General features: G+C 36.8%; 19 protein-coding genes and 2 pseudogenes. 9 read left to right on the plus strand and 12 right to left on the minus strand.

What is annotated here, in order from left to right; all coding sequences use genetic code 11:
• Positions 1–39 precede the first annotated feature (39 nt).
• The 8 genes from SAGCYANO_RS15870 to SAGCYANO_RS15900 form a co-directional block, all read right to left on the minus strand.
• Positions 40–1,767, minus strand: a complete 1,728-nt coding sequence (locus SAGCYANO_RS15870; RefSeq protein ID WP_237396212.1) for a tetratricopeptide repeat protein — start codon at positions 1,765–1,767, stop codon at positions 40–42.
• A gap of 96 nt (positions 1,768–1,863) precedes the next feature.
• Entirely contained in the window at positions 1,864–2,163 is a 300-nt protein-coding gene (locus SAGCYANO_RS15875) for a hypothetical protein (RefSeq protein ID WP_202220973.1), read from the minus strand.
• Between the two features lie 101 nt (positions 2,164–2,264).
• Positions 2,265–2,786 carry an SPFH domain-containing protein gene (locus SAGCYANO_RS15880; protein ID WP_202220974.1) on the minus strand — a complete coding sequence of 174 codons (522 nt, stop codon included), beginning with the start codon at positions 2,784–2,786 and terminating at the stop codon, positions 2,265–2,267.
• A gap of 14 nt (positions 2,787–2,800) precedes the next feature.
• Positions 2,801–3,871, minus strand: coding sequence for a hypothetical protein (locus tag SAGCYANO_RS15885; protein WP_202220975.1), 1,071 nt, complete (start codon positions 3,869–3,871; stop codon positions 2,801–2,803).
• Positions 3,872–3,873: 2 nt separating this feature from the next.
• The gene (locus SAGCYANO_RS15890) at positions 3,874–4,464 is read right to left on the minus strand and encodes a hypothetical protein (protein WP_202220976.1); all 591 of its coding nucleotides are present in this window, start codon (positions 4,462–4,464) and stop codon (positions 3,874–3,876) included.
• Between the two features lie 16 nt (positions 4,465–4,480).
• Positions 4,481–4,936 (minus strand): hypothetical protein, encoded by a 456-nt coding sequence (locus tag SAGCYANO_RS15895; RefSeq protein ID WP_202220977.1) that lies wholly within the window; start codon positions 4,934–4,936, stop codon positions 4,481–4,483.
• Between the two features lie 126 nt (positions 4,937–5,062).
• Positions 5,063–5,191, minus strand: coding sequence for a hypothetical protein (locus SAGCYANO_RS47610; protein WP_255502570.1), 129 nt, complete (start codon positions 5,189–5,191; stop codon positions 5,063–5,065).
• Positions 5,192–5,264: 73 nt separating this feature from the next.
• Positions 5,265–5,753 (minus strand): hypothetical protein, encoded by a 489-nt coding sequence (locus tag SAGCYANO_RS15900; protein ID WP_375339942.1) that lies wholly within the window; start codon positions 5,751–5,753, stop codon positions 5,265–5,267.
• Positions 5,754–6,210: 457 nt separating this feature from the next.
• On the opposite strand from SAGCYANO_RS15900, the gene SAGCYANO_RS15905 reads away from it, so the two are divergent.
• A complete protein-coding gene (locus tag SAGCYANO_RS15905) occupies positions 6,211–7,074 on the plus strand; it encodes an NAD(P)-dependent oxidoreductase (protein ID WP_202220978.1) in 864 nt (287 codons plus the stop codon).
• Between the two features lie 1,469 nt (positions 7,075–8,543).
• Here the strand turns inward: SAGCYANO_RS15905 and SAGCYANO_RS15915 are convergent.
• From SAGCYANO_RS15915 to SAGCYANO_RS49270, 4 genes are all read right to left on the minus strand, one after another.
• Positions 8,544–8,759, minus strand: a complete 216-nt coding sequence (locus tag SAGCYANO_RS15915) for a hypothetical protein (RefSeq protein WP_202220980.1) — start codon at positions 8,757–8,759, stop codon at positions 8,544–8,546.
• A complete protein-coding gene (locus SAGCYANO_RS15920) occupies positions 8,698–10,011 on the minus strand; it encodes a D-alanyl-D-alanine carboxypeptidase (RefSeq protein ID WP_202220981.1) in 1,314 nt (437 codons plus the stop codon). The genes SAGCYANO_RS15915 and SAGCYANO_RS15920 overlap by 62 nt, the downstream gene beginning before the upstream one ends.
• Before the next feature lie 79 nt (positions 10,012–10,090).
• Positions 10,091–11,221, minus strand: coding sequence for a transposase (locus tag SAGCYANO_RS15925; RefSeq protein ID WP_307785903.1), 1,131 nt, complete (start codon positions 11,219–11,221; stop codon positions 10,091–10,093).
• Positions 11,139–11,399 (minus strand): hypothetical protein, encoded by a 261-nt coding sequence (locus tag SAGCYANO_RS49270; protein WP_307785902.1) that lies wholly within the window; start codon positions 11,397–11,399, stop codon positions 11,139–11,141. Before SAGCYANO_RS49270 ends, SAGCYANO_RS15925 begins: the two co-directional genes overlap by 83 nt.
• A 69-nt stretch (positions 11,400–11,468) precedes the next feature.
• Between SAGCYANO_RS49270 and tnpA the strand changes: the two are divergent.
• From tnpA to SAGCYANO_RS15965, 8 genes and pseudogenes are all read left to right on the plus strand, one after another.
• Positions 11,469–11,858: pseudogene (gene tnpA / locus SAGCYANO_RS15930) on the plus strand (IS200/IS605 family transposase); the annotation flags it as partial.
• Between the two features lie 256 nt (positions 11,859–12,114).
• Complete coding sequence (locus tag SAGCYANO_RS15935) at positions 12,115–12,705, plus strand: IS607 family transposase (protein WP_202220982.1); 591 nt, start codon at positions 12,115–12,117, stop codon at positions 12,703–12,705.
• A gap of 218 nt (positions 12,706–12,923) precedes the next feature.
• Positions 12,924–13,961, plus strand: a complete 1,038-nt coding sequence (gene plsX / locus SAGCYANO_RS15940) for a phosphate acyltransferase PlsX (RefSeq protein WP_202220983.1) — start codon at positions 12,924–12,926, stop codon at positions 13,959–13,961.
• 375 nt (positions 13,962–14,336) lie between these two features.
• Positions 14,337–14,786, plus strand: a complete 450-nt coding sequence (locus SAGCYANO_RS49275; protein ID WP_202220984.1) for a transposase — start codon at positions 14,337–14,339, stop codon at positions 14,784–14,786.
• On the plus strand, positions 14,783–14,923 hold the full coding sequence (locus SAGCYANO_RS49280) for a zinc ribbon domain-containing protein (RefSeq protein WP_202220985.1): 141 nt from the start codon (positions 14,783–14,785) through the stop codon (positions 14,921–14,923). The genes SAGCYANO_RS49275 and SAGCYANO_RS49280 overlap by 4 nt, the downstream gene beginning before the upstream one ends.
• Before the next feature lie 183 nt (positions 14,924–15,106).
• Complete coding sequence (locus SAGCYANO_RS15955; protein ID WP_202220986.1) at positions 15,107–16,114, plus strand: beta-ketoacyl-ACP synthase III; 1,008 nt, start codon at positions 15,107–15,109, stop codon at positions 16,112–16,114.
• Positions 16,115–17,152: 1,038 nt separating this feature from the next.
• A pseudogene (fabD, locus tag SAGCYANO_RS15960) lies at positions 17,153–18,045 on the plus strand (ACP S-malonyltransferase).
• Between the two features lie 1,871 nt (positions 18,046–19,916).
• Positions 19,917–20,204: a hypothetical protein gene (locus SAGCYANO_RS15965; RefSeq protein ID WP_202220987.1), complete on the plus strand. Its 288-nt coding sequence runs from the start codon at positions 19,917–19,919 to the stop codon at positions 20,202–20,204.
• Positions 20,205–20,813 lie beyond the last annotated feature (609 nt).

Genomic DNA, 20,813 nt, shown 5'->3' on the forward strand with positions numbered 1-20,813 from the left:
AAATTCTTGTTTTTTGACGGTGACTGCTACAACTATTCCTTAGTCAAACTTTCTTTCCTGGCGATACATTTCCAGTGGGTCCTCTCTACCTATGGTGGTGCATTCGTAACCAGGAACAGTTTCTTTAACCTTCCATAGTGTCATGACTAAATTGTCTTTACCACCAACATACTCAAATTCAGCTTCTCCTTTGCACCTCTCAGCTCCCTTATTGTCAACAAATTTGTACTTAGCAAAATCATTATTATAGTTTCCGCACTGACTAGGATAGAGTAAACCGCTCGCAGCATTTTCAACAAAAACAGAATAAGAACCACTGTGTTTTCCTGCTTCACAAGCTTCTTTGTATAAAAATAATTGTGTTACCTTTGTTTTCTTGTCTTTAGTAAATAAAACATAATACTTTTTTAGCTGGTTTAATATACTAATAACCTCATTATAAGAGTCAGTTTGACCGCTATTTAAAAAAATGTTTGCTGCTTTTTCAAATTCTTTAATCGCAGCTTTATGTTTTTCAAAATTAATATAGTAAATATTTCCTATTCTGGCATAAGCAAGCCCGTAGTTAGAATCAATTTGAATGGCTTTTCTATACTCCTGCAAAGCAGCGTCTTTATCCCCTTTTTTTTGATAAATATCTCCACGACCAACGTAACCTGGTGCATATTTTGAGTCTATATTAACTGCATTAGAATACTCCTTAAAAGCAGCGTCTTTATCTCCTTTTTTTTGATAAACATCTCCACGACCAACATAGGCTGGTGCATATTTGGGGTCTATATTAACTGCATTAGAATACTCTTTAAAAGCAGCGTCTTTATCCCCTTTTTTTTGATAAACATCTCCACGACCAACATAGGCTGGTGCATATTTGGGGTCTATATTAACTGCATTAGAATACTCTTTAAAAGCAGCATCTTTATCTCCTTTTTTTTGATAAATATTTCCACGACCAACATAGGCTGGTGCATATTCTGGATCTATTTTCACACTTGCAGTATAGTCCTTAAAAGCAGCTTCAATATTTTCTATATCTAAGTAAGCATTACCCCGCTTATAATATATTGTCTTGCTGTTAGGTTGAGCTTCTATTTCCTTGGTATATTTTTTAATGTTTCTCTTTGATTCATACTCTTTAGTTTTTAAGGAAGCATCCCATCTAGGAGGTGAACCAGGATAATGGCACGTTAGCTCTGAAGGTCTCCATTCACCAGCCATAATCCAGTGTTCAAGAGAACACCAATTTGTGACACTATTATTAATTAATCCAGCCAAGCCTATATGTGGACTTATAAACCAAATAGGTACGATAATTAAAGGTAAAGCATACCACTTTTTTTGACGAAGCAACCAAGGTATTCTTTCTATTTTTAGAGATAAGTTTTCTGCTTTTGTTTTTAAAGATTCAATAAATCCAATAATATCAACTAGAAAATAACCTAGTATGTAGACTATTTCTGGTGGCTCCCCTTTCCTTTTTCTTATTCTTGAAGTTATTTGGTAGTCAAAAAACAATAATAATAATGAGCCAATAAGTTTCGCAAAATATAAAGCTATTTGCAAAAATATTACGGTTGCCCACGGAAGAAAACGAAGAGCGAAAAACGGAGCAAGAGGTATTGCTAGCAAAAACACCACTAATACTTGCCACGGCATGGGTATAGGTAATAGAAACTCCCACAAATTTTGAAAAACAAATCCCATAAATCTTAGAAAGTAATAGTTTACCTTTTCAACAGGAATTACGCATTTTTTAGCTCTAAGCACTATATATTTCTAACGTTATAGTTTTTGAATGCTATAGATAGTGTCTTTGCGTAATTCCTGTTCAATCCACATCGATTTACTTGAGCAGTTTGATGATTAATCGTCTTTGTCTCGGCTAATTTCATCAGGTATAGATGGCTTAAAATCCTGAATCTGCTGAAAATCTTCTGGTTTGTTAGATTCTAATTGACTCTCTAAAGAAGCCACTGATTGATCAAACACCCCACCCGTGAATAACTTAGCAAATTCATGAAGTTCCCAAACTTCTAATTTACCTTTTTCAATTAAGTCTTTTAAATTTTTCACCATTTCCTGCTTTCTTTGACTATCTATTTCTTGTTGATTTAACGCTACATCTAGCATTTTTTGATCTGCTGGATCGTTTGGATTAAACATTGCCAAGAGAGTTTGCCAGTCACCAGATTTGATTAAGTCTACAAAGAATTCCGCCCTCTTTTTCTTTAACTCGAAATCAGTTGCCTGTTTTAATTGATTTACTACACTATCTTTTTAATTTGACTAATTTCTTTATCCCCAGATATCTCAACAAAAGCAGAGATTATCGGCTTGAAGCCTTTCTCACGAACCTCATCTTTAATTATAGCAGCAATAATATTTTCGGCTTCTCCAATCTGCTCATAAGTGTATTCGCGGCTAGTACGTCGCATCACCTTAATTGCTTGTTTTTTTAACTGACCTGCATCTGTTATTCGATCGTTCACAATCAGAGCAGGATCGCTCACCGCATAAGTTAGTTCAACTTTTGCACGAAACTCCAAGCCATCAGCAAAAGGTAACTTTTCCTCTAATTCCAGTGAGCGATCGCCCATATCCACTTCATAGAATGTATTGTATTTCCCCCACAACAATTCTCCTTGTGTCGGACCCCGCTCACCTTCATAAACAACAACAGGCTTTTTACCACCAATAAAAACAAGAGCAGTCCCCAGTTTTGGCGATTCAGGACGTTTCCAACGCTTCAATTCCTTTTCTACAAAAAGTAACTTTTCTTCCGGCATTTCTTGCTCCTATGTTACAAATTTTGATTAATTAAATTTAGAATCCGAATAGCTGTTTGAGAATTTCTAGACCACATATTTAGGTAATAGCATATTCTTTTGCGCTCATTTCCAGAACTGGCAGCTAGAGTAAAAATAATTCTCGCAAGAGTTTTATATAAAGTTTGATGTCGATCAACAAACTCCAACCAATTAAGAATTTCAGTCAGTATCGAATCTCTTCTTGACCCTAAATTGAGACCATTCCTCATCAGATATACTATTGAGTCTTCAAAATCCTCACTTTCTTTTGCTAGCCAAAGTAAGGTTGGTTGTCGAATATCATTTTTCACAATCCATGATTTACGCATTAACCCCCTGAAAATAAGCAAACTTAATCTATAAACAGAAGTGTTGTCATCTTGATCTACCCATTCTCTAAGTCTATTTAACACAAGACCATGTAGATTAGGAAGTTGAACACCCGCATTAAACAACTTTTCCACAGCTTTAGCAATATCTGAGAACAACTTGCCATTGCCTGATTGGGCAATTATCTTTAAGTTATCAAGGGCTTTTTCAGGAACAAGCAATCCTATATAACCACCGTATGCAGCAATAGCTGTCCATTGCAAAGGGGGCGATGTTTTTAAACTGCTCCAGTGATCGACAAGATTTAAAGCTTGCTGGGCGATCTCCTCATTTTCGTTATATGCCACTACAGCAAGAGCTAAAGCTGCTAATTTTTGAACACTGGGTTTACCTGATTTAGCCCAAGGTGAAAGTATTTTTTCACGAACTGGACGAAACTCATAGGTTGCTAACTTCCCTGCAGTTTCTGCCACCTTCAAGCGAGCTTCAAAATTTTGCCCTTCTGCTAGCTCATATAACCACTGAAGTGTGGCTTCTGCGTAAGTATCATACTCATCCCAAACATAGGAAAGAATAGACAGCGGAGCTTCTTGCTCTTTATACGAAACTCTCTTTATGGGATTTTTCCCAGATTCAGTAAGTTCGTAACCTTCAACTAAATGTGCAGAAACCTCCTGAAGCAATTCACTACGTTTTTTCTCGTTTACTCCTATGTTCAGACTGCTAGATGTCATATTTATGCTTCCAATTTTTCTTCCGGTTCAAGAATAGACTGCAATTTCTGACTAGCTTTATACACTGTGTAATAGTTACAACCATTAAGTGCTGCTAGAGCAATCATAAAGCTACGTTGTTTAACATTTTCACGTCTATCAAATACTGACTCAATAGACTCATTTTTCTCTTGGTCATCAAGTGATTTGTTACTTTGTTCTCCTGAAAGTCCCTCTGTATTAACATTTGAATTAGTCTTTAAATCTCTTCCTACAAAATGCCCATTCTTGCTTTCTACATGACTATCCTTAATATGAATACCGTCATAATAATTATTTGTTGTACCGAATAAGTTTTCAAGTCCAAGTTCTTGTGCTTTTTTGCAAAAGCTTATAAATTTGAAAAATTCTTTTTCTGCGTCTAAACCAGAGTCTTCAGCTTGGTTAGCTTCGGGATTAAATACACTCTCTGCTGATTCGAGACCTTCTTCTTCTGATATTGCCTCAACGGATTCGTTGTCTTCCTCCTCCGTTGATTCAGCTTTATCAGAATTAAAGTCTTCAGACTGAGGTTCGTTTACATTAGGATCGTCTGAAGTAGGTTTGTTGCTCATCTGATTAAGTCCTCAACTACTTATTACCAACGGTTTTATCGCCCCCAACAATATCTCCATTTGTCTGCGAGACAGTTGAGCCAGAAATATGTACGCCCCCAATGTGAATTTCTGTTTGAGTGGAAGAGGTTTTTGCTTGATGAAGAAGCTTCTCAATCTCTGAGCTTACTTGTGGGTTATCCGTAAGAAGTTTCTTGATTTGAAAACGTAGCATAGCTTGTGCATCCTCATCAGAAGGACTATTTGCTACTTCTGTAGCAGCTTCTGTAATAGCCGCTTCTTTTTCATTCGATTTTGGTCCAGAACGAGAAACAAGTTTTTCCCAGATAGTTTTAGCCCATTCTAAAGTATCTGCGCCTACCTTTCTTGAAGCTCCAGCGAAGACTTCTTCCCCTCCTTTTTTTAAAAGATATGGGATTGCTGGAACTATAAATGAAGTAACTTTTTCTGCCAGTGGTGCTGCTTCTAGCATAGTTTTTATAGACCTTTATGAAGTTTTACTTGATAAAAAGTACATTTTCAATATATTATAGTAAATTTTATTTCAGCCATCAACAAATGGTTTTCTGGCCATTTCCCATCAAAAAGCCAAGCAGCATTAAACTGTATATCTCTTGACTACAGCTACGCAAATAAACTGTATCGATCGCCAAGCAGAACAATCAGTAGTAGAAGTAATCTTGCGCAACTCCTGAGATTGCTTCCTTCCACTCCGTTCTAGTCGCAATGACCTACAATAAGCAATTATTAGGATTTAATATCAGAAATTACTTCTGACTTCTAACTTCTGACTTCTGACTTCAGCTTGCCATCCAAACCAGAAAGCTCAAAATTTGCTCAACGGGTGGCAATGGATAATCTGTCAAATCAATTGTTACTGTTTGTTCTTCTAGTTTGAGAAACCGCCAAACTGTACCACTTGTCACTGTACCGTATATAGTAGAAATTGGTTGCTGTTTCTGTTGATTAAACCGTTGAGCTGCTACCATTTGTGCTAAACATTGTCCAAGAGCTGGTTTCAGGTCTTCTTTTTTCGCTTCAACTAATACCACCACAGGAGCTTTAATAAACAATTGCTCTGGAGAACGACTAATCAGAAAATCAACATACCCAGTCAAATCAACTTCTGGTTGTACGGCGAATTCTTCACCAGAAAAAACACTAATTTTTCCTTTGAGCTGACGTTTTACTTCTAATAATACGGGATTAATAATACCTTCAGAACGAGCTTTTTCACTACCCACAGCGATCGCCCAAGGTACTGTTTCTTTGAGGGTATCTTTGAGCAAAGCAGTAGGATTAATTGGGAAACGTCTGGTAAAAAGCGATCGCCTTCGATGATAGTCAGTTGAAAATCTTCTACGACTTTACTGAGGGTAAATTTACTATAGGGCATAATGGAAGTAAGGGAGTAGGGGAGTGGGGAGTGGGGAAGTAAGGGAGTAGGGGAGTTAGGGAGTTAGGGAGTTAGGGAGTAAAATAATACAGAGTAATATTATTAGACTAATTTACTCTAAAAGTAGGTTATTTAGGATTACCTATAAATTGCAAATTACTCGTCAACTAACTAAAGATTTTAGCCTTTCCAGTTTCGACAAATATTGATATTATCATTGCATTTTCTTAGCAAGTTTAGCACAATATTTCTATAAATCATTGCTTTGAATTAGTTTGTTTAACGCTATTATTTTTTGACAAATATAAAAAATATGGTAATCAAATATAAAAATATAGAGGAAATAACTAATGAAAATTGGGTTTTTAGGAACGGGTTTAATGGGTCTGCCAATGGCTCAAAAATTGTTAGAAGCTAATCATATTGTAACTGCTTATAATCGGACTCAATCAAAATTAGAACCTTTACAAAAAGTAGGTGCTAATATTGCTAATTCTCCGGTAGAAGCTATTCAAAATTCTGAATGTTTGATTTTGATGTTGACTAATGCTGAAGCTATTCAAAATGTACTTTTATCTGATAGTTCAAAAGCCGAATTATCGGGTCGAACAGTGATTCAAATGGGAACTATTTCCCCTACTGAAAGTAAAGAAATTAGAGATGAAGTTGTGGCTTGTGGCTGTGAATATTTAGAAGCTCCTGTTTTGGGCAGTATTCCTCAAGTAAAATCTGGCAGTTTAATTGTTATGGTAGGAGCTTCGCCAGAACAATATGAAAAATGGTGTGGTTTATTAAAGATATTTAGTTCCGAACCATTACATATTGGCGCGGTGGGTAGTGGTGCTGCAATTAAGTTAGCAATGAATCAATTAATTGGTTCTTTAACAACTGCTTTTGCTCTGAGTTTAGGATTAATAGTTAGGGAAGGAATAGATGTAGATTTGTTTATGCAAATTGTTCGGAATAGCGCTTTATATGCTCCAACATTTGATAAAAAGTTACAACGAATGTTAGACAGAAATTATGAAAATCCTAATTTTCCAGCCAAACATTTATTGAAGGATACGAACATATTTATTAATGCGGCAGAATCAGCAGGACTTGATGTGAGTATTCAAGAAGGAGTGCGTAAAGTTTTGGAGAAAACTATTGAATTAGGTTTATCAGATGTGGATTATTCTGCTTTATTTTCAGCAGTTAATCCAAATAACTAGAATATGTTTTCTTTTGATAAGCACGTTCTTCCAAAGTTATGAAAAAATCACCCTTAATTGTGGCGCTGCTGATTTGATCTATAAAATTCAATTAGTAGCGCTGTGCGCAGGCAATAGGCAACAGGGGAATAAAAGCTTATAATATAAAACTTTTAGCTATTGGACACCTCCTGCAATTTGTAAATTTTCACCCAATTCTTAGTTGAATAAAAAGTCATGTATAGGGGCGAGTTACCCCCAATAACTAAATCATATCATGATTTGTCTTGAGTGTGTCTTTCATTCCGAGGAGACCTCGGAATTACACACTCGCTTTTTGAGGATGCAAGGGGAAAAGCCTTGCCGTTTTTTTGGTCTTGACAGGATGATAATTTTCTGGATTTGTGAATATAGCGTTGGCGGAGCAAGTGCGGTAGCTACATCGCTTCTTCATGAATAATATTGATACTCTTGATGGGGCGGGCAAATTTTCTGATCGTTACTTCTTGAGCTAAGTGCTTCACAGAATGATGATATTTCTCTTTTTTTGATGTGTGAATATCTCTTCTATATAGTATTCAGCGACGATATGCCATTACTTAGTTGAATAAAAAGTCATGCGTAGGGGCGTGTTACACCCTATAACAAAATAGTATCACGATTTTTTAGGAGATGCAAGGAGAAAAACCTTCCCGTTTTTTTTGAGCTTCACAAAATGCAGATTAATCATCCCTGTATATGTAGCTAAATCCTTGTCTGGCTGATGGAGTTGAAAATTTTTCCTATCATTACTTTTTTTATCTAAGTGCTTCACAGGATGATATTTTTTCTCTGCTTTGGTTTCTGAGTATCTCTTCATATATATTCTATTCAGTGGCGATATGCTGTTTTGGGGTTGAATAAAAAGTCATGCGTAGGGGCGTGTTACACCCTATAACAAAATAGTATCACGATTTTTTAGGAGATGCAAGGGGAAATTCCTTGCCGTTTTTTTTGAGCTTCACAAAATGAAAATCTTTGGTTGTGAATATAGCCTACGCTTCTACATAAATAATATCGATACTGTGGATGGGGTGAAAAATTTGGCTATCGCTACTTCTTTATTCAAGTGCTTCACAAAATGATGAAATTTATCTGGTTTGATTTCTGAGTATCCCTTCTATATATTCAGTGGCGATATGCTGTTTTTGCGTTGAATAAAAAGTCATGCACAGGGGCGAGTGAACCCCAATAATAAAATAGTATCACGATTTTTTTGGCGATGCAAGAGGAAAAACCTTGCTGTTTTTTTTGAGCTTCACAAAATGCAGGTTAATCATCTGTGTATCCGTGGCAAAATCCTTGTCTGGCTGATGGGGCGGGCAAATTTTCTGATCGTTACTTTTACAGCAAAGTGCTTCACAGAATGATAATTTTTCTGCTTTGATAGTGTGAGTATCTCTTCTATATATATTCAGTGGCGATATGCTATTTTTGCGTTGAATAAAAAGTCATGCACAGGGGCGAGTGAACCCCAATAATAAAATAGTATCACGATTTTTTTGGCGATGCAAGAGGAAAAACCTTGCTGTTTTTTTTTTGAGCTTCACAGGATGCAGATTAATCATAGGTGTATCCGTGGCAAAATCCTTGTCTGGCAACGCCTTAATTGTATTTTTCCAAAATCTGATTTCGATCGCTAGCTCCCAAACCCAAGCGATCGCCATTAATCTGAGGAGTAATAACCTCGGGTACTTCAGTAACTCCCCAAAGACTTACCAATTGCTGTAAAAATTTATCTTGCTCCACCCGTGTTGCTTCCCAGTAGGGACTTCGGTTAATCATCGTAAACCAAACCAAACCCTCTTCACGGGTAGGAATAACTCCAGCCAAAGCAATCACATCATTGAGAGTACCAGTTTTCACCGCCGAACCCTGGGGAATATTCCTAGACTGGTCTACCAAAGTTCCTCGGTCATAACCAGATACCGGAAACAAGTCAGCAATAACCCACTTAGAAGTTTGAAGATACCTTTGAATAGCAATTAACATTGCACTTACCGCTCTTGGAGAAATTTTATTTTCCACTCCCAACCCAGAACCATTAATTAACTGAATTTCTGCTTGAGGCACTCCCGCAGTCCAGGCAGCTTTTTGTTGAACAACTTTTGCTCCACCCAAATTACTAGCTATTATTTCAGCCAACTCATTATTACTTTCCACATTCATAGTTTTGAGAATATAGATAAGTGGCAAAGACTTGTGTCGAACAATTGGAATTTCTGTAGATACAGATTTTTGGGATATTACAGAACCAGCGATCGCCACTTTTGGCTGAAGTGTTCCTGGTGGCATTCGGTTGTAGATATTTCTCACATTATTAGACCAAGTGGCTGAATTAATACCTTCTCGGAATAATTGGCCTGCAACTATAGGGTCAGTCCGATAATTCATCCAGAAATCACCTACTACAATCAAATTACCTGTGACTTGATTAATTCCTAGTTTTTGGATGGTGTTCCCCAGGGCGATCGCTTCTTCCCAGACAAAATATGGGTCATTACCGCCATTAATTACTAAATCTCCTCGCAATATTCCATTTGTAATTGGGCCTGTGGTGCTGATGGAGGTTTCAAATTGATGTTGAGGTCCCCAAGTTTCTAGGGCAGCTAAAGATGTGGCGATTTTTGTTAAGGAAGCACCAGGCATGGGAACTGTACCTTCGTGGCCATGCAAAAGTTTAAATTCTGACTGTATCCATATACCCTGAGCATCGGAAGTTAGTAATCTCTTGGCTGCCAAACCTTTCAAATATTCATCTACTTCTATAGTTAATATTTGATCGGAATTTTCAGGTGAAATTAATTGGGGTAAACCTGTTTGCCATTTGAGTATGGTTACAGTATTTTGCCCAATAGTTTGTATGCCTGCCATTTCTAGCCATAGAGATATAATTCCATAGCTGAACAAATCCCACATAAATCAATTCAATTTTTTTCAATTGATGTCTCTAGGGGTTAAAACACCCTAGATTCTTAGCGGATGTGCTACGCGGGCGCTATTGCCATGCAACGCACTGCTGACGATATTTTTGAGTTAGATTATCCAACTTATATCGCTGTGGAAGCATCAAGACTCCCCTACAGACCTTGGCTAGATTTATTTCTAGCTGTGTCGATACTTTTCTTAAAATATTGGCTGCTCCATTAGCATCGGCATTAATCAATTTACCTGTTGATGAACGGTACAAACCACGATTAACACGCTTTCCTGATGGCTCCCACCTTTTGGGTTTTTCACCAAATGTCGGCAGAAAATCATCATCTAGAAAACTAGCCTTACTTGTGTAACTTTCCTCAGTCTCAACAAACTTAATCCCATACTGCTCAGACAATTCAGCTATCCTGGCTTTTAACTTGGCTGTTGGTATTTGAACAAACTGTTGGTTATTTTTCTTACCAATGTTAATACTATCTTTTTGGCGTTTATTCCAACCAAAAACTACTGTACCTATTTGATGCTCAATGCACCAGTTGACAACAAATCTTGCTGCTTTGTTCACATTATCCCGCATCTGACGGTTGCGCTTTTCAGTAATAGCTGCTAAGTTATCGTCCCAGTAGTCACCAGGCTTACCTGCTTTGATTTTGGCTACTTGCTTATTGTACCATTGATTTTGGGATTTGACCTTTTTTCCATCAACTATAAAAGCTTTTCCCACATTACTCACACAGGTTAACCAGTTATTTAATCCTGGGTCTATGCCTAAGACGTTTTCTGCTATTAGCTGGCCTTTTTTAGGTTCTGGTTGGTCATAGACAAACTCTAGGTAAAAGCAGTTATTTCTAGGGACGAACCTAAATTCTTTTATTTGCTTAAAGTCTAGGTTCAAGGGCATTGGTAACAAGAAATGGTCAATGCCAAACCATGCTTTAACTTGCTTGCCCAGTGGAAACTTAAGCATTTCATTCACCAACTTCACCCAACGCGCCGGATAACTTACAACTGCTAAACCATATTTTTTACGGTATTTTGGTGGTTTTGGTTTCTGTGTCAGTTGACCTGATTTAAACATTTTGGCAAGTCTTGCATAAGAGTTAAAGGACTCAATTACAGAGTGCAGTGTTTGTTGGGCACAAGCTGTTCGCGCTAGCGTTGCGGAGCAAACGCATGGCCTTAAAATGCGGATTACTTTTTAACTCAAAATCTAGTTCAGCTTTAGACACAAAGCGTCCTGCTTTAAACAGCATTTGACGACAATAGTAAATCCCGCAGTTAGTAAGCTTATTGGCTTCTGTGCAAAGGTACTCAATAGTTGCCATTACTTCTGGACTACTTTTAACTAAGTGTTGCTGACATCCGTACATTAATCATCACCTCCTGTAGATATAATAGCACTATTCAACATAATATATCTACATATATGAAAAAAACCAGACGAATATAGAAGAAATCCCCACTCAGTAACATTAATAAATTACTATTTTGTATTTTGTCCCAAACGTAGAAAACCAGTACTGGTAGGAGATGTCAAACAGCGGCTACAAGAAATTATTTTTGAGTTATGTACTGAGCATGATTGGAGACTCATAGGACTTGAAATAATGCCAGACCATGTACATTTATTTTTAGAAGTTGACCCAACTTTTGCACCCTCTGTAATTATCAAACGAGTCAAAGGTAGGGCTTCTCATCACTTGAGAAAAGAATTTCCTAGATTACTAAAGCTACCCACACTTTGGACTCCTAGCTTTTTTTGCGCAACAACAGGAAATGCTTCAACGGAAACAGTTAAAAAGTATATTGAAAACCAGACCGGAAAGTAACGCCGCTTTGTTACCCGCGTGTCGTTATTCAACCAGGGGATAAATCTTCCGGGAACTTTCTGAGCGTCATTTTTTAGGTTTTGACATACGCAACAGTAAGACATCAAACCTCTGCCAATCATCAATTTGAAGACTCCTACTGAGGAAAAAGTATTATTTTTTACTTTAATTACTGAGAAAATAAATGATTAAAGATTTACAAAATTTTACTAAATTATTTGCTAAACTTGTTTATTGAATATGCTAAGTTCTGAAAATGAGCAAAATTTCTATAGGGAAAGCCGCAGAACTACTTGGAGTAGCAGAAAGTACTCTAAGAAGATGGGAACGCGAAGGCAAAATCCAATCAGAAAGAACTAAAAATGGACATCGCCGATATGATGTTACTACTCTTCTTGGACTAAGAGCTGGAGAACGTAAAACTATTGGTTATGCCTGCATTTCCAATTCTGAGCGAACAGCGGATTTAGATAGACAAATTATGGTACTAGAAGCCTACTGTAATAATCAGGGTTGGCTAGTAGAAATTATCCGAGATTTAGGCTCAGGAATTAATTATAGAAAACGGGGGTTAGTAAGATTAATAAAAATGATCTGCTCAGAAAAAGTAGAGCGTTTAGTTTTAACGAATAAAGACCGTTTAGTAAGATTTGGTTCGGAACTAATCTTTACAATTTGTGAGATTTTTGGCACAGAAATTGTGATTATTAATCACTTGTCTGAATGTACAGAAGAAGAAGATTTGGGTACAGATATCTTAGAAATAATCAAAATTTTTAGTGCTAGGTTATATGGTAGCCGTAGCCAAAAAATAAAAAATCGTCGAAAAATTGCAAGAGGCAGCTAATCAAATAAATTGATAGCTATTAATTCAAAAAATCTCAGTAATGAAGACCTCTGTAAATCAACTCGGAAAACTGTATATTTTGTGTGTTTATAGAAAATATTTTTGCTTTTATAAATTGAATTAATGTCCGAGAGAATAATTTTTCAAAAGTCATTCATTCAAAGTAAATAAACATCAATTAACTGATAAAATCTTGAAGGTTTCTCTAACTTGGATCAATGGGAATAACACCTACACGAATCGCAATAGACGCTATGGGTGGGGACTACGCCCCATCAGAAATTGTTGAGGGAGCAATACAAGCACAAGAAACTCATGGTGTAAAAGTATTGTTAGTTGGCGACCCTCAGCAAATAAAAGCCTGTATTAATCACAAGTCAAATCAACCTCTGCCAGAAATAGTCCCCGCCGAGGAAATTGTGGAAATGCACGAAGAACCTTTGACTGCTATTAGACGTAAGTCCAAAGCATCAATTAATGTGGCAATGAAATTAGTCAAGCAAAAAGAAGCTGATGCTGTGGTATCTGCAGGTCATTCAGGAGCAGTCATGGCCTCCGCTTTACTACGTTTGGGACGACTAACAGGAATCGATCGCCCTGCAATTGGGGCAGTTTTGCCAACTATGGTTCCCAAAAAACCAGTACTGATTCTTGATGTTGGAGCAAATGTAGACTGCCGTCCTAAATTTTTAGAGCAGTTTGCAGTGATGGGAACAATTTATAGCGAATATGTCCTGGGGACTACTGAACCAAAAGTGGGACTACTGAATATTGGGGAAGAACCATCAAAAGGAAATGATTTAGCAGTAAGGAGTCATCAAATACTGCAAGAAAATAATCAAATTAAGTTTATTGGTAATGCAGAAGGTCGGGATGTTTTATCTGGTAGTTTTGATGTGATAGTCTGTGATGGTTTTGCCGGAAATATTTTATTAAAATTTGCTGAGGCAGTGGGTGATGCTGTATTGCAAATGATGAGAGAAGAATTAACGCCAGGTCTGAGTGGGAAAATAGGTACTGCAATATTACGACCTAATTTAAAACGAATGAAGCAAAGAATAGATCATGTAGAACATGGAGGTGGATTACTATTAGGAGTAGGCGGGATTTGTATTATTAGTCATGGTTCTTCTAAAGCTATCGCTATATCTAATGCAATTCGTTCAGCAAGGGACGCAGTAGAAAATAAAGTAATTGAACGAATTAATTCTAACTATGTACCAGAAAATCACAAATCAATAGTCAGTAATCAGTAATTTTTCTATATATTTTAGGTTGATTAACTGTGATTAGAAGCTGCCAAAATTATTGAACAAAAATTGGAAAGGTAAAGTTAATTCAACATCGTCCAATACCAGAAGGGTTTATAATTAAAACAGTGAGTATTAGTCGTAAAGCTGATGGTTATTATGTTACCAAAAAATAAGGTCAATAGCCTCCCCTTGGCTGCGCCGCGAGCTACCGCTCTACAAGGGGATGAAAAAGCGGTCGAGGGATGGCGAGGAAACCTGCGCCATATCCATGAGACCAAGAGAAAGTCAAGTTCAATATTTCAATCTCGATGCTTGACCTTTGTCATGCTGCGCAAACAGGCACACAGAGGTACTGATAACTGATAACTGATAACTGAAATGACTTTATCCCTAGAAGAAAAATCAGTTCCAGCTTTAACAACTGAAGTGGAAACTACATTAAAAAATACTCTGGGAATTGATATGGGGTTGAAGGAATTCTTAGTAACAAGTGAAGGAGAATCTGTCTCCATACCTGAATACTATCGAAAATATCAGCAGCGATTAAAGACTCAAAAGAAACGTTTATCTCGTAAAAAGAAAGGTAGCAAAAGATGGTTAAAAGCTGTCAAAGCTGTCGTAAAACAACGTAAAAAGGTTGCCGATAAACGTAAAGATTTTAATTTTAAAACAGCCAATAAATTGTTATCAAAAGCTAAAGTTATCCAATACGAAAACTTAAACATTAAAGGGCTAGCAAAGACTCGTTTGAGTAAATCAATTAAGGATGCGATTTGGGGGTCAATTCCTGTCTATTTTGACTGTCAAAGCCGGAAATGCTGGAGGTGAAAACTATAACAGTGAACCCAAAAAATACTAGCCAAAATTGCTCAAACTGTGGGGAAAAAGTCGATAAAGAATTAAACATACGAACTCATTCTTGCCCACATTGCGGTATTGTAGTAGAGCGCGACTTGTTTGCGTAGTATGACAAACGGAAATGCAGCGATAAATATAAAAAATAGGGCGGTAGGGCATTCCGTCTTTAAAGCTCGTGGAGCCCGATGCAATGGCAGGGCTGCGAAACGAGAAGCCCACACTATAGCGCCAGCGAGCGTGTGGGAGTATGTCACTCACGTTTAAACCAATAAGAGCTTAAAAACTGACAGATGACAAATATCGGTATTGCCATTACAGGAAGCGGTTCAGCTACGCCAAAAGTCTCCCTAAGTAACCAACAGTTATCCCAAATAGTAGAGACTTCTGACGAATGGATCGGCACTCGTACAGGAATTCGTAATCGACGACTGGCAGATACAACAGAATCATTATGTACCCTTGCAACTAAAGCATCTCTAGCAGCGATCGCCCAAGCTAATATTACTCCTACAGATATTGACTTGATAATTTTGGCCACATCTACTCCAGATGATTTGTTTGGCACTGCTAGTCAAATTCAAGCAGAATTGGGTGCCCTGAAAGCAGTGGCCTTCGATCTGACTGCTGCTTGTTCTGGATTTTTATTTGGTCTGGTAACAGGAGGACAATTTATCCGTACAGGAGTGTATCAGAATGTTTTGCTGATTGGGGCAGATATTTTGTCCCGATGGGTAGACTGGGAAGATAGAGGCACTTGTGTGTTATTTGGAGATGGTGCTGGTGCTGTGATTTTGCAAGCTTCAGAACAAGACCGACTCTTTGGGTTTGAACTTCGCAGTGATGGTAGTCAAAATAACTGTCTAAATCTTTCTTATCAACCCCAAGCAAAACAAATAATTGAGGGAGTAACTGTTAGTCAAGGTACTTATCAACCAGTCACTATGAATGGGAAAGAAGTCTATCGTTTTGCGGTTCAAAAAGTTCCGGAAGTGATAGAAAAAGCTTTATTTAAGGCTAATATGAGTACTGAGAAAATTGATTGGTTATTATTACATCAGGCTAACCAAAGAATTCTTGATTCTGTTGCTAGTAGACTCAAAATTCCATCAGAAAAAGTTATTAGTAATCTCGAAAATTATGGCAATACTTCTGCTGCTTCTATACCTATAGCTTTAGATGAAGCTGTGAGGGAGGGTAAAGTTAAACCGGGAGATATTATTGCTGCTTCTGGTTTTGGAGCAGGGTTAACTTGGGGAGCAGCAATTTTTGAATGGGGCATTTCAATAATTAATAATTAATAATTAATAATTAAATAATTCGCGCCTTGAAGCCTCCCTTGATCGGGGAAAAAAGAAATAATATTTCCTTATATTCAATTCCGTAACGGTTAAAACCCGAGGTAATTATCAATTATCCATTATCAATTATCAATTAATGAACCCTCCTTTAAAACGGAATTGATTGACTAATCATGAAAATTTTTCTTCTCTTGGTCGATTGGATATGGCCAGGAAACCCGAAGAGTAACAGAGCCGCTCTGAATGGTGCCATCTCACTCTACGGGAAGCTCCGAATATCGACCGTTTTTATCCTCTGAAAAGAGGAGGCTTTCAACCACAATTTTTCGGTAATTGAGTCGAAGTTCAAATAGACCTCTCTATCAAAAGAGGGAGTAGGGAGTAGGGGAAAATAATTGATTATTTATGTGCGATAATTGATTTGATTTGTAATCATTTCCTGCGGACTGCTGCGCAAACAGCCGTCAGCTAGCCTCCTGTGGTCGGAACTGCGAACTTCAGCTATTGCTTTTAGTTTTAGATAAAAGCTTTACTAATTGAGGCAGAATTTATACTTAACTATAAAAGCTGGCTAAAACAGTCTATATTAATTAAAATCCCCTCATGAGAGCTGAGAGCTGACAGCTAATAGCTGAATGCTTACTTTGATTTTTTATTATCATGTCTATGTCTAATGTAATTTAAGCTAAAACGCATTGATGATTTTATACTCTCTATTTCCTTTTACAAAAAATTGGGATATATAGCAGAAGAAAAAAGAAATAAGAAAGAAGGAATAAGAAAGAAGAAATAAGAAAGAAAGAAAAGTCTTACGTTTTCTGAGTTTTAAACTTTTTAACTGTCAAGCACCTTTCCTTCGACTACTATATATTTTCAGGGCTAAATAGCTGATACCATTTCGACCTGATGTTGCGTTTAATAAAAGATAACAGCTATTAGTAAAATTCAGGTTTTGGTAATAATTATTAAGCGCATTGTTACAGAGAAATGGTATGACAACTTTTAAACATAAATCATAGTCAAAATTATCATATTAAAATGACAAAAACAGCATGGGTGTTTCCAGGGCAAGGTTCTCAAAAAATTGGTATGGGAATAGATTTGTTAGACTTACCTTCTGCTCAAGCAAAATTTGAGAAAGCTAACGAAATTTTAGATTGGTCTATTACGGAAATTTGTGAAACCCAAGAAGAAAAATTATCTCAAACTCTTTATACTCAACCCTGTTTATATGTAGTAGAAAGCTTATTAGCAGATGAAATGTGTGCTAATTCTTTTCAACCAGATATTGTTGCAGGTCATAGTTTAGGAGAATATGTTGCTCTCTACGTTGCTGGGGTATTCGATTTTGAGACAGGATTAAAATTAGTTAAAAAACGTGCCGAACTTATGAATAATGCCACAGATGGACAGATGGCAGCTTTAATGGGATTCGATCGAGAAAAGCTTGAAGAGGAACTTCAGCAAACAGCAGATGTTGTTCTAGCAAATGATAATAATTCAGCTCAAGTTGTCATATCTGGTACACCAGAAGCAGTCGAAACTTTGCTCAGTAAAATTAAGGTTAAACGTGTAGTGAAGTTAAATGTTTCTGGAGCGTTTCATTCTCACTTAATGAAGTCTGCATCTATAGAATTTCAACAAGTATTAGAATCAGAAAAATTTGCCGATCCAAAATTTCCCATAATTTCCAATTTTGAGCCAATTGCTACTACAGATGCAGCTACTATAAAAAAACGTCTTGCTCAACAAATGACAAATGGTGTGCGGTGGCGCGAAACATCTTTAGAGATGCAAAAGAAGAAGTAGAAAAAGTTATAGAAATTGGTCCGGGAAAAGTTCTCACAGGTATAATTAAACGAACTTGTCCAGATTTTAAATTAGCAAATGTAAGTAGTTTAAAGGATATTAAAGTTCAAGTTAAAATTTGAAAGTCAAAAGCTAAAGAATGTAAGTATTTCCTGCGGAATGCTGCGCAAACAGCTATTAGCGGTCAGCTTTCCTCCTCCGGAGGAACTACGTTAACAGGAATTAGTAATTTGATGATTTGACTAATATTGAGTCGTGAACAAGTAGCTAATTTATTGCAGACTTTTAATTCTATTAAATATTTCAACTCTGATTCCTCCTTCAATGGCAATTAATATCATGTCCGGTTGAACAGTTATAAATAAATAACAACGGAGGAGTCAGGAGTCAGGACTCAGGACTCAGGAGGGAAGAAAGAAGAAGGAAGAAGAAGAACAGGAGAAGAAGGAGAAAGTTTTTTATCACTAATTATCCGGACATGATATAAGTTAATAGCTGATGGCTGAAGTCCGCAGTTATGACTTTACGAGACAAGCACATCTGAATGTTTACTAAAGAATAGCCTAGAAGTTTTTATGATTTATAGTCAAAAATTTAGTAGATAGTTTGATATTTTTTAAATTTATCATAGGCAAAAAAATTAGCCTTTTGGGTAGCAAAGAGAATAGTCACATCCTATTTTTTAGACTAAAATAACAATCCTATTTCAGTTGTGGGTAAAAGTATCTTTGAATTGAAGAAACACCGGATCTGGGTATAGGGGAAAAGTTTCAGAGTTTTTACCGAATAATTAAGGTAAAATGCCTCTCCTTTAAAGGATAAACAAGCGGTCGTTTTGCTGGCGCATAAATACGTTAACGCTGCGCGACATGTTTGCGGAGCATGACAAACGGAAAAAGCGGAGCTTCCCGTAGGGTGGGATGGCGAGGTCTCGGAGCCATATTCAATGGACCAAGAGAGAAAAAATTTTCATGATTAGTCAATCCTATCCGTTTTCAAGGAGAGGTAATTATTAATTATTAATTGTTGAAATATCCTTAGATTTCTTACAAATAATTTGATATTGCTATATAACAATGCAGATTTTAATTGTGGTATATTCTAGACTTTTAAGGAATAAGGAATAAGGAATAGGGAATAGGGAAAACCGAAGTAGTAAAATTATCAAGAAGGATTTAGGGTTTCTATAACTATAAATTCTTGGGTTATATCGTACTTTAATTACTGATCAGTACATAGTCAATTCAGTTATCAGTAATCTAGTTATTCGTTAGCCTCTTTACCGAAAAATTGTGGTTTAAAGCCTCCCCTTTTAAGGAGATAATAAGCGGTCGTTAGCGTAGCTTCCCGTAGGGTGGGATGGCGATCTTCGGAGCGGCTCTGATAAGAGCGGGTCTCCTCGCCATATCCAATGGACCAAGAGAAGAAAAATTTTCATTATTAGTCAATCCTATCCGTTTTCAAGGAGAGGTAATTAGGGCTTGCTGATTAAATCTAAAAGTATTTACAGATAAAGGTTTTAGCCTTTTTGGGGTCTTTAAAAAGTGCCTGGTTTTCAGCTCTTCACGCTCAAAAAGGAGCGTATTTTAGGTAAGAGTTGGGCAGAAAAATCACTATATCCAATTCTTACTCCTACCTCCTCGCTCTCGACACTTTTCTCCTGTCTTCCCCTCCACCGGAGGGGTTAGGGGTGGGTTGTCTCCTGTCTCCTACCCTCACCCATAAGACTTTTTCAGCAAACCCTTATTAATTATTAATTGTTGAAAGAGGAGCTGCGTGCTTAAGTACATCCTGTAATAGGGAGGGAAAAGATGCAAAATTTTTTTCTCTTGGTCAATTATGTGGGGAAATTTTCTCACTATCTCATCCAATGGAAAGCTCCACTAACGACCACCTTTTATCCCCTTAAAAGGGGAGACTTAAGACCTGATTTTTTTGGTGATAAATAAAGTTAATTTTGAGACTAGGAGTCAGGAAGCAGATAGGATAATCTATGGTTTGGCGACATACCGAAGTCAAAATAATTTGGGAACATTTACTTGATGCAGTATATTTTGCGTTTAATCTTAAACTTACATATAAAAAAATATCTATGAGAATAAAATTCTGCAAATTGACGACCACACTCAAAGCAATTGATAATTTTGCTGAACTCACCTATAGCCGCTTTTTCCTGATATTATTTGATGTACATTCAGGACAGTTAATTTGTAAGCATTTCCTGCGGAATGCTGCGCAAACAGCTATTAGCAGTCAGCAGTCAGCAATTAGTAATGAGTAATGACTTCTAAGGTTTAGGAAGGGGACGCATGACAGTAACTTTTATTCCTTCTCAATTTTAAAGGTTGCTTTTATCTTCCTCAAAATTAATAGCTGAAGTCTGCAGTTCCGACCATAGGAGGTTAGCTAATAGCTGATGGCTGAATGCTTACGTTAATTTTCATGCTTCCTACCTTGGCGATCGCCAAGGTAAAATTTTTTCTTTGATTATAAATCATCCCGCAATGGTGGAACGCCACTTAGAGCATAATACATCTGTTAAGGAATGAGGATTAAATAAAATACAGAAGTTAAAGAGCAAAACTTAAATAGATTAAACCTGAGTTTTTCTAAATTATTGAAGTAATAAAATACTCATTTTTAAATAAGTAAAAGAATCTCTCCGATCATGCTACTTATTCAGGCTAAAATTCTAGAATAGAAACAACTGGAGTACAAATTTATAGGTAGTCATTGGTTATCTATAACTCCATAAGTAATTTGATCCAAATTGTACTTAGTATCACTATAAAATCAAGTAAAACAATCATGGCTAAAAATAATACACCACCAGTAATTGTTTTTATACTATTATTTTTCCTACTAGCTGGAGGAGGATACTGGTTTTTAT

The sequence above is a fragment of the Okeania sp. KiyG1 genome (assembly GCF_014132355.1).
GTDB lineage: Bacteria > Cyanobacteriota > Cyanobacteriia > Cyanobacteriales > Microcoleaceae > Okeania.